Raw genomic sequence first — 7,189 nt, 5'->3', positions numbered from 1 at the left:
CGCTCACCCTCCCCCGGCGGCGCCGGCGGTCGCGGGCGGCGTCTGCGGCGGTCGAGGAGCTGCTGGCCGGGTTCGGGGAGCGGCTGCTGCTCACGCAGGTCACCACCGACCTGCTGCGACCGGCGGCCCGTGACTTCGAGGCGTGGGCGGACTTCGAGTCCCGTTCGCCGGAATATTTCGGCTTACTGGCGGAGATGGCCGGGGAGCCGCTCGGGCGTGAGCAGGGGCTGCTGCCCGACGACCTGGCCGCCAAGGTCGCGGCCCAGCCGCTCGACGACGCTCACCGGCGCGTGTCGCTGCGCGGATACCAGGCGTTCGGGGCACGGTTCGCGCTCGCGCAGGAGCGGGTGATCATCGGCGACGAGATGGGGCTGGGCAAGTCGATCGAGGCCATCGCGGCGCTGGCGCACCTGCGGGCGGGCGGGGAGACGCACTTCCTGGTGGCCTGCCCGGCGAGCGTACTGATCAACTGGGTACGCGAGATCGAGACGCGCAGCACGCTGGGCGCGTACCCGCTGCACGGGCCCGACCGGCTCGCCGCCCTGCGGGAGTGGACTCGCGCCGGCGGCGTGGCCGTGGTCACCCTGGACAGCCTGCACCGCCTGGAGCCCGGCGCGGCGGGCGACCCGGGCGACCCGGGCGATCCGGCGGGGCTGCCCGAGGTGGGCATGCTGGTCGTGGACGAGGCGCACTACGTCAAGAACCCGGAGACCAGGCGCTCGCGGGCGGTCACCGCCTGGTGCGGGCGGGCGCGGCGGGTGCTGTTCCTGACCGGGACGCCGATGGAGAACCGGGTCGAGGAGTTCAGGACGCTGGTCGGCTACCTGCGGCCCGAGCTGGCGACCGGGCTGCGCAGCAGTGACGTGGTGGCGGGGGCGCAGGCGTTCCGCAAGGCGGTCGCGCCCGTCTACCTGCGGCGCAACCAGCAGGACGTGCTGTCGGAGCTGCCCGAGCGGGTGGAGGCCGACGAGTGGGTGGAGTTCAGCGGCGCCGACTTCGAGGCTTACCGGCGGGCGGTGACCGAAGGCAACTTCATGGCCATGCGGCGCGCCGCGTACGCCGAGCCGGCCACCTCGGCCAAGCTCAAACGCCTGCTCGAACTGGTCGAGGACGCCGAGGCCAACGGGCTGAAGGTGGTGGTGTTCTCCTACTTCAAGGCGGTGCTGGCGGCCGTGGGCGACGCGCTCGGCGGGCGGGCACACGGGCCGCTGTCCGGTGGCATGGCGGCGGAGCGGCGCCAGCAGGTGGTGGACGGCTTCTCGGCCGCCGCCGGGCACGCGGTGCTGCTCAGCCAGGTGCAGGCGGGCGGGGTGGGGCTCAACCTCCAGGCGGCGTCGGTCGTGATCCTGTGCGAGCCGCAGGTCAAGCCCAGCATGGAGACGCAGGCGGCGGGCCGGGCGCACCGGATGGGGCAGGTACGCCGGGTGCAGGTGCACCGGCTGCTCAGCGTGGACTCGGTCGACCAGCGCATGCTGGACATCCTGCGGCGCAAGTCGAAGCTGTTCGACGCCTACGCCAGGCGCAGCGACCTGGCCGAGTCGTCCGGTGACGCGGTGGACGTGTCGGAGCAGTCGCTGGCACGCCAGGTCGTGGAGGAGGAACAACGCCGCCTGCTGCCCTCCTGACCCCTCGCCGCCAGGTCAGGGGCCGGTGCTCGCGGGCAGCCTGACGATGCGGAAGCCGGCGTCCTGGAGGATGTCGGGCAGCTGCGCGACCGCCTCCCTGTCCTTGTCGCGGGCCTGCTCCGACAGGTACTCCCAGTCCAGCAGGTCGGGATGCCGCCGCCCGCCGTCGTCACGCTCGGGGCCGTGCGCCCACCCCCTGTCGGTGAGATACCGCATCCAGCGCGTGTGCTCCATCCTGGCCAGCCGCTCCACCTCCTCCCCGGTGAACGCGAACGTGTGCGGCGCCGCGGTGCTCGGCGCCGGCACGCAGCCGACGGCCGCCAGCTTGGCCCCGATGTGGGCGGCCTGGTCGCGGTTCTGGCCCTTCTTGGCCTCGCTGAGTTCCTCGTACGGGACCATGGAGGCGTTCTCGCCGGGCGTGTCACCCCGCTGGACGCACGCGAGCACGTACCTGTCGTGGATCGCCCGCGCGATGCGCTCGATCACGTCCTCGTCGATCAAGTCGGGCTTCCCCGCCTCCTCGGTGACGGCGAAGATCTGCAGGGACCCGGCCAGGTCCTCCATCAGCCGGCCGTCGCGGAACACCTCGCCGAACATCCGCCGCCGGCTCACCCGCACGACCACGGGCGCGCCCGTCCACAGCGGGGCGACGGTCAGTGCGGCGGTCAGGGCCAGGTGTTCGTCGGCGTAGCACACGTACACCCGCTGGGGAGGCTCCTTGCCCGCTTCGAGCAGCTCCCGCAGGTCGTCGACGCCGCCGTTCTCGCAGGTCAGCGCGCAGTTCTCGGCCACGAACGGATACGTGCGGCACACCGCCGCCACTTCGGGCTCCGCCTCCGGCGCGATCACCCGTACGGGGAGCCGGGTGCCGGGCGGCGGCGCGAGCAGCCGCCACCGCCTGGCCAGCTCGACGAGCAGGGCGGCGCCGAACGTCTCCAGCCCCAGCAGCAGCACCGGCCTGGGCTGGTCGACCGGGTCGCGCGCCAGCAGCACGCGGACGACCAGCTCGTCGAGGTTGAAGAAGTCGAGCCGGTGGTCGCGCGGCTCGACCACGCCCAGCCTGCGGGCCCGCAGCGCGGCGCACAGCCCGGGGTCGGGGACGTGCGCGTACGCCGCCACCGGGGCGGCCGGGTCCATGCCGTGCACGGTGGCGGCGATGGCCACGTTGACGGTGGCGTCGTCCTCGCAGGCGTAGACGGTCCTGGCCCGCCCGGCGCCGGCCGCCCGCAGCACGAGCGGGTCGGTGGCGTCCCCGGTGACGTGCAGGACGCCGGGGGCGCGCGGAAGGTCGCCGCCCGCGGAGCCGATGACGACGACCTTGCGGCCCTCCTCGCGCAGCCGCTGGGTCACGGCCTGGCCCAGCGCCCCCGTGCCGCAGACGATCGCGTGCCGGCTCGACTCCCGTGCCCTGAGCCGGCGGAACTCGCTGCTCAGCAGCAGCCGTACGGTCTCGATCAGCGCGTAGACGGTGACCGCGGGAGCGGTGAACCTGGCGATCTCCAGCGGCCACGGCAGCGGGCCTCCCTCGCCGAGCGGCGTGCTGTCGATGACGAAGAGCTGCAGGTCGTAGTAGACCAGGTCGAGGAAGGAGACCTGGGGCTCGTCGGCGAGGTGGACGCGCAGCCCCACGTAGCCCAGGACCAGCGACAGCAGCGCCAGCCCCCCGAACGCCACCATGATGGAGGACCTGATGGAGGTCGTTTCCTTCATCTAGCCTCGCTCCGCATCCGGGGGACGACGGGAACCGCCCCCTCTTCATACCCGAGCACCGCCGTCCCGTTACCGCCTGAACCGCCGGGGGCCGGCCGGGAGAGCTCAGCCGGCGCCGAAGCAGACGAAGGTGGAGGCGGGTTCGGCGGCCGAGGCGGTGGCGAGCGCGTCGGCGGGGCGAGCGCCGTCGGCCACGCCCTGGTGGTAGGCCAGCATGACCCGCTCGGCCACCTGATCGGGCACGCGGGTGAGGCTGGAGACGACGGTGGAGGCGCCGAGGTGGAGGAGCGCGGCGGTGAATCCGAGCAGCTCGTCGCCTGGCCTGACCACTGCCTGTCCCACGTCGCAGGCCGACAGGACCACGTGTCCCGGCGCCCGGTGCAGGCTCTGCAGGTCGTGGGCCATGAGCGGGCCGTCGGCCAGGTCGAGGCGGGAGAAGAGCACGTTCTCGCGCTCGTGGTGCCCGTGCGCGGCGAAGTGGGCGAACGGCGCGCCGTCGAGCGCCGCGAGCGTGGCCGGCACGGTGGCCCGCTCGCCACTCAGCCGCAGGGCCTTCGGGTGCACGGCGCCGAGCCGTTCGACCTCCCGCTCGGCGTGCTCCAGGTCGGGCCCGGCGACCAGGACGGGAGGGCCGCCGTCGTACGGGTCGCCGGCGCGCCTGGCCGCCAGCCAGACCAGCGCGGACGGGGCCACCACCAGCGGCGTGCCGTTCAGACCGGGCAGCAGGCCCCAGGGCACGGCCGACAGGCCCATGGTCGGGACGAGCACGATCCCCCTGGCCCCGGAGAGCGCCTGCCGCAGGGGCGCCTCCAGCGCGCCGGCGATGACGCCGAGCTGCCGCCGGACGGACGCCTCGATGACCTCCTTCAGCGCGGACCGCAGAGCACGTCCCGCCTGGGCGTTGAGGTCTCCTGCCAGCCTTCTGGCGGCCTCCGCGACCGGTTCGTACGCGCTCAGCCGGTGCAGATGACACCGCCCGCGGGCGAGCACGAGCGCCAGCAGCGCGCCGTCCACGTTCAGCAGGCTCACCAGGGCCAGATCGTCCTCTGCCAGCGCCGACTCCACCTCGGGGGCCGGGGCGTGGGCCAGCCGCTCGCCGACGCCGGGCAGTTGCCATCCGCGCTCCCTGATCACCTGCTCCAGCTCCAGGCAGCGCCTGCGCAGCGCCGGGCGGCGGCGGCCGGCGGCCTCGTCGGCGTGCATCCGCTGGGCCAGTTGCCGCAGCTCGGCCAGCGCTTCGGCGGTCTGGGGGTCCTGCGGGGCGCGCGGCGGCCGGTAGCGGAACGCCTGCGCCCGGCACCGTTCCGACCACACGAACACCTGGCGGGGCGAGCCGCCGTCGAGGGCCGCCCTGAGGCCGTGGGCGGCCAGGTCCGCGCCGAGGGCGGCGACGCCGGTGAGCATGTCGAGGCTGCCCAGCCGGCCCCGGTGGGAGTCGATGAGCGCCAGCCCCGAGCGCACCTTGCGCAGCGCCTGCCCGCGCCGCCCCTGCGCTCCGGCCAGCTCGGCCTCCGCCAGGTGCCGCATGAGCCGCACGTCGAGCGGCCCGCCCCTGGCCCGTACGGCCGTACCGGCCAGGTCGAACGGCCCGCCCTTGGGCCCCGCCACGGGACCGGGCCCGCCGAGCGGCCCGCCCGCAGACCCCGCCACCTGGGCCCGGAGTGCGACCAGGCGGGCCATCTCCGCGTCGTCGCGCATGCCCAGCTCCGCGAAGCGCGCCGCGAGGTCGCCCGCGCGCCGGGCCACGGAGCCGGGGGCCTTGCCCAGCGCCGGCTCGGAGCCCAGCTCGGAGCCCAGCTCGGAGCCCAGTTCGGAGCGCAGCCGCATGAGCGCCGCGCGCAGCGCCCACGCCGTGCTCCCCCTGCGCCGGAAGTGCGTCTCCGCCTGCCTGGCCCGGTCGCGGGCCTCGTCGTGGCGGCCCGCGTCGAGCGCGCACTGGGCCCTGGCCAGCTCGGCCTCGGCGTAGTCCTGCATGAGGCGCTGCCTGCGGAACCCGTCGGCGGCCCGGTCGAGCGTGCGGCCCGCCTCGTCGGTCAGGCCCACGGCGAGCAGCGCCCGGGCCCGGTCGAGGGCCAGCACGGGCAGGAAGCCGGGGTTGAGGTCGCGGTAGAGCTCCTCCACCCGGGCGAAGACCCCCAGCGCGGCCGGTACGTCCCCGAGCAGCAGGTCGCAGTAGCCGTCGTTGTGCAGGGCCTTGGCGGCGATGACCGGGTGGCCGTGGGCGTGGGCGAGCTGGGCGCTCCTGCGGGCGTCGTCCCTGGCCTGACGGACGCTGCCGGTCATGAGGCGGATGACCGACCGGTTGAGCAGCACCCTGGCCAGCTCGACGGGGTCGCCGCCGACCAGCCTGGGGGCGGCGATGTCCAGCTCCCGCAGCGCTTCGGCGGTGGAGCCCATGCGCAGGTGCAGCAGGCCGCGCTGGGCGTGCACGATGGCCTCTTCCCCGGCGGGCGCGCGGCGCTGGGCCTCGTCGAGCAGCTCCATCCCGAGCCCGGTGCGGCCCTGCTCGGCCTCGGCGTGGGCGAGGCTGGTCAGCAGCCGCGCGAGCAGCCCGTCACGATTCTCATCGTGGGTGGCGGCGGTCCAGCCGAGCAGGCGCAGGCCCTGCCGCAGCCTGCGGGCGGCCAGCGCCGGGCGGCCGTCGTCGGTCGCCTCGACGCTGAGCCTGTGCAGGCGTTCCACCCGCTCGCGCAGCTCGGTCACCGGCTCGTGGTCACGCAATCGGACCTCGCGGGGGTCAGAGGATGAGTGAGGGAGTCACCGCCAGTATCGTCGCCCGCGCCGGATCATCAAGCCCCTGGCGCACCACGAGTTGCGACAATCCCCTCGGCACCACGTCCAGCACGAACCTGCCCTGGTCGTCCGCCCTCACGTGCTGAGCACCTCCCCCGGTGCGCAGCTCGACCAGATGCTCGCCGGGCGGGGCCAGCCAGCCGTCCACCCGTACGGCGTGATCGTCGCGCGCGCTCACGCTGATCATGATGGTGAGGATCTCGCTGTCGAACGTGATCGTGCGGCTGTCCTCGCCGCCGCGTACGCCCGACGGCAGCCCGGCCTCCTCGAACGGCCGCAGGACGGCGAAGTCCGCCGACTCCAGCGCCAGCGCGAAGCGCAGGCGTTCGACCAGGGTCGCCGGGACGGGATCGATCATGCGGTAGACGTCCGCGATCTCCTCGGCGAGCAACTGGTCCTCGGGGGTGAGGTGGGGAGGGCCGCTCCCCTCGGTGGTGTTCATCGGGGACTCCAATCGGGATCCTTCGCGAGCACCAGACGCAGCTTCGCGAAGCACCGGCCGCGCGTGGGCCCGATGCTGCCCAGCGGCATGTCCAGCGCGGCGGCCACCGCGTCGTAGTGCGGGCGCGGCACGAAGGCGATGATCCTGAGCAGCTCCGCGCACCTTTTCGGCAGGCTCTCGACCGCCTGCCAGAGCGCGCGCCGCCGCTCGTCGTTCACGAGCAGCTCGTCGGGGGTCAGCACGCCGTCGGGCAGGTCGTCGAACACGTCGTCGCCGGGCAGGTCGTCCTTGCGGGAGGCGGCGCTGACCCGCCACGCCTCGCGCCTGGCCGTGGTGACCAGCCATTCGATGAGCGCGCCCGGCGCGGCGATGGTGTCCAGGCGGCGCAGCAGGGTCAGCCAGGTCGTCTGGACGACGTCCTCGGCGGCCTGGCTGCTCAGGCCCTGGTTGCGCGCGGTGTGCCAGAGCACGGGCGTGAGCTCGGCGACGATGGCGTCCAGGGCCGCGCTGTCGCCCTGCCTGGCCGCCACCAGCAGCTCCCCGAGCCGGGCGCGGCGCTCGGCCCCGGCGGCGCGGGCGCGGGCCCTGTCGGCGGGGGCATGGCCTGTCACCGGGTCGC

General features: G+C 74.6%; 5 protein-coding genes. 1 reads left to right on the top strand and 4 read right to left on the bottom strand.

The window, feature by feature from the left end:
• Positions 1-1,625: DEAD/DEAH box helicase (locus ABFX54_RS27625; RefSeq protein ID WP_346109424.1), on the top strand; the 1,625-nt coding region annotated here is incomplete at its 5' end.
• A 15-nt stretch (positions 1,626-1,640) separates the two neighbouring features.
• Here the strand turns inward: ABFX54_RS27625 and ABFX54_RS27620 are convergent.
• From ABFX54_RS27620 to ABFX54_RS27605, 4 genes are all read right to left on the bottom strand, one after another.
• Positions 1,641-3,335, bottom strand: a complete 1,695-nt coding sequence (locus ABFX54_RS27620) for a RyR domain-containing protein (RefSeq protein WP_346109422.1) — start codon at positions 3,333-3,335, stop codon at positions 1,641-1,643.
• Between the two features lie 105 nt (positions 3,336-3,440).
• Complete coding sequence (locus ABFX54_RS27615; RefSeq protein WP_346109420.1) at positions 3,441-6,056, bottom strand: CHAT domain-containing protein; 2,616 nt, start codon at positions 6,054-6,056, stop codon at positions 3,441-3,443.
• A 16-nt stretch (positions 6,057-6,072) separates the two neighbouring features.
• Entirely contained in the window at positions 6,073-6,570 is a 498-nt protein-coding gene (locus ABFX54_RS27610) for a hypothetical protein (RefSeq protein WP_346109418.1), read from the bottom strand.
• Entirely contained in the window at positions 6,567-7,181 is a 615-nt protein-coding gene (locus ABFX54_RS27605) for an RNA polymerase sigma factor (protein ID WP_346109416.1), read from the bottom strand. Before ABFX54_RS27605 ends, ABFX54_RS27610 begins: the two co-directional genes overlap by 4 nt.
• Positions 7,182-7,189 lie beyond the last annotated feature (8 nt).

The organism is Nonomuraea maheshkhaliensis (genome assembly GCF_039529435.1).
Taxonomy (GTDB): domain Bacteria; phylum Actinomycetota; class Actinomycetes; order Streptosporangiales; family Streptosporangiaceae; genus Nonomuraea; species Nonomuraea maheshkhaliensis.
Note: the sequence above shows the minus strand (reverse complement) of the source record. Positions and strands in the feature narration are given on the sequence as shown.